This window comes from Actinomadura sp. HBU206391, assembly GCF_014323665.1.
Classification (GTDB): domain Bacteria; phylum Actinomycetota; class Actinomycetes; order Streptosporangiales; family Streptosporangiaceae; genus Actinomadura_C.
In genome coordinates, this window is the sequence record NZ_JABVEB010000529.1 from 1 (window position 1) to 1551 (window position 1551).

General features: G+C 71.5%; 2 protein-coding genes and 1 pseudogene. 2 read left to right on the forward strand and 1 reads right to left on the reverse strand.

Translation table 11 applies throughout. From position 1 onward, the window contains the following. Both HKK72_RS39120 and HKK72_RS39125 read left to right on the forward strand, forming a co-directional pair. The coding region (locus HKK72_RS39120; protein WP_410050393.1) for an oligopeptide/dipeptide ABC transporter ATP-binding protein at positions 1 to 293 on the forward strand (293 nt) is incomplete at its 5' end. Further along, the gene (locus tag HKK72_RS39125) at positions 290 to 1219 is read left to right on the forward strand and encodes a dihydrodipicolinate synthase family protein (protein ID WP_187239411.1); all 930 of its coding nucleotides are present in this window, start codon (positions 290 to 292) and stop codon (positions 1217 to 1219) included. The genes HKK72_RS39120 and HKK72_RS39125, both read left to right, overlap by 4 nt. Positions 1220 to 1250: 31 nt before the next feature. Here HKK72_RS39125 and HKK72_RS39130 read toward each other — a convergent pair. Further along, positions 1251 to 1551: pseudogene (locus tag HKK72_RS39130) on the reverse strand (endonuclease/exonuclease/phosphatase family protein); the annotation flags it as partial.

Consider the following 1551-nt stretch of genomic DNA (forward strand, 5'->3'; position numbering starts at 1 on the left):
AGGCCGTGCCCGGCCGGGCACGGCACCCCTACACGCGCGCGCTCTTCTCCGCCTCGCCCGGCCTGCTCTCGCCGATCGACCCGATCCCGCTGGTGGGGCCGGTGCCGTCCGCGACCCGGCCGCCGAGCGGCTGTCCCTTCCGCACGCGGTGCTGGAAGGCCGACGACCTCTGCGCCGCCGAGATGCCGGCCGCACAGAGCGAGGGCCGAGACGACCTCATCCGCTGCCATCACCCGGTGCTCGACGGCACCACCGACCTCGAACTGATCAGCCAAGCCCAGGAGAGTTCATGATCACTGCCACCGCGATGTCCGGCGTCATCCCCCCGGTGTGCACACCTCTCACGCCCGCGTACGAGGTCGACACCGCTTCGCTGACGCGGCTGGTGGATCACTTGCTGGACGGCGGGGTCGACGGGCTGTTCATCCTCGGCTCCTCGTCCGAGGTCGCCTTCCTGCCCGACGGCCATCGCAAGGTCGTGCTCGACACCGTGCTCGGTCATGTCGGGGGTCAGGTTCCAGTGCTGGCCGGCGTGATCGACATGACCGCGCCACGGGTGCTCGACCATGTGCGGGTGGCGGTCGGAGCCGGCGTCGACGGCATCGTCGCCACCGCGCCGTTCTACACGCGCACCCATCCGGCCGAGATCGCGATTCATTTCCGGGCGATCGCGGCCCAGGCCGGAGTCCCGCTGTACGCCTACGATCTGCCGGTCTCGGTGCACAGCAAGCTGGGCGCGGACCTGCTGCTGGAACTCGCCGCCGAGGGCGTGCTCGCCGGGCTCAAGGACTCGAGCGGCGACGAGGGCGGGTTGCGCGAGGTGCTCGTCGGCCGCCGCGACCGCGGCATCCCGTCGTTCTCGGTGCTGACCGGCTCGGAGCTGACCGTCGACTCCGCCCTGTGGATGGGTGCGGACGGTGTCGTCCCCGGGCTCGGCAACGTGGATCCGCACGGCTACGTGCGGCTGTTCCGCGCGGCGTCGCAGGGGGACTGGGCGGCCGCGCGCGCGGAGCAGGAGCGGTTGCTCCGCCTGTTCGGCCTGGTGCACGTCGGCGGCCCGCACATGGGCCGCGGTTCTTCGGCAATGGGGGCCTTCAAGGCGGCGCTGCACCTGCGGGGCGTCATCGACCACCCGACGACCGCGCTGCCGCAGATCCCGCTCGCCGCCGGCGAGATCGCCGACGTCGGCAAGTACCTCGCGGAAGCCGCCCTCATGTGACGGACCCTCACCACGCGACCTCGGCTCATGATCAGTACCGGACAGCGCCCCATTCGCTTCGGCGAACGGCGAACGTGGTGATCACGGCGGCATGGTCCGACGGCCACTCGTTGTCCTCGACGTCCGGATACCGGCGAGGGGATCCGCTGACGCAGGTGGTCGAGTGCAGCACGTCCAGACCGGCCCCGGCGTAAAGGATGTAGTCGATCCGGTCCTGGGGTTCGGCCCGTCCGCTGCCGTCCTCGTGCTCGGCGTGGATCGGCGACCAGGTGACGCCCGGATCCCGTACCGGATCGGGGTGCGCCGCCCGGTAGGAGTCGCGCAGGCCCGCG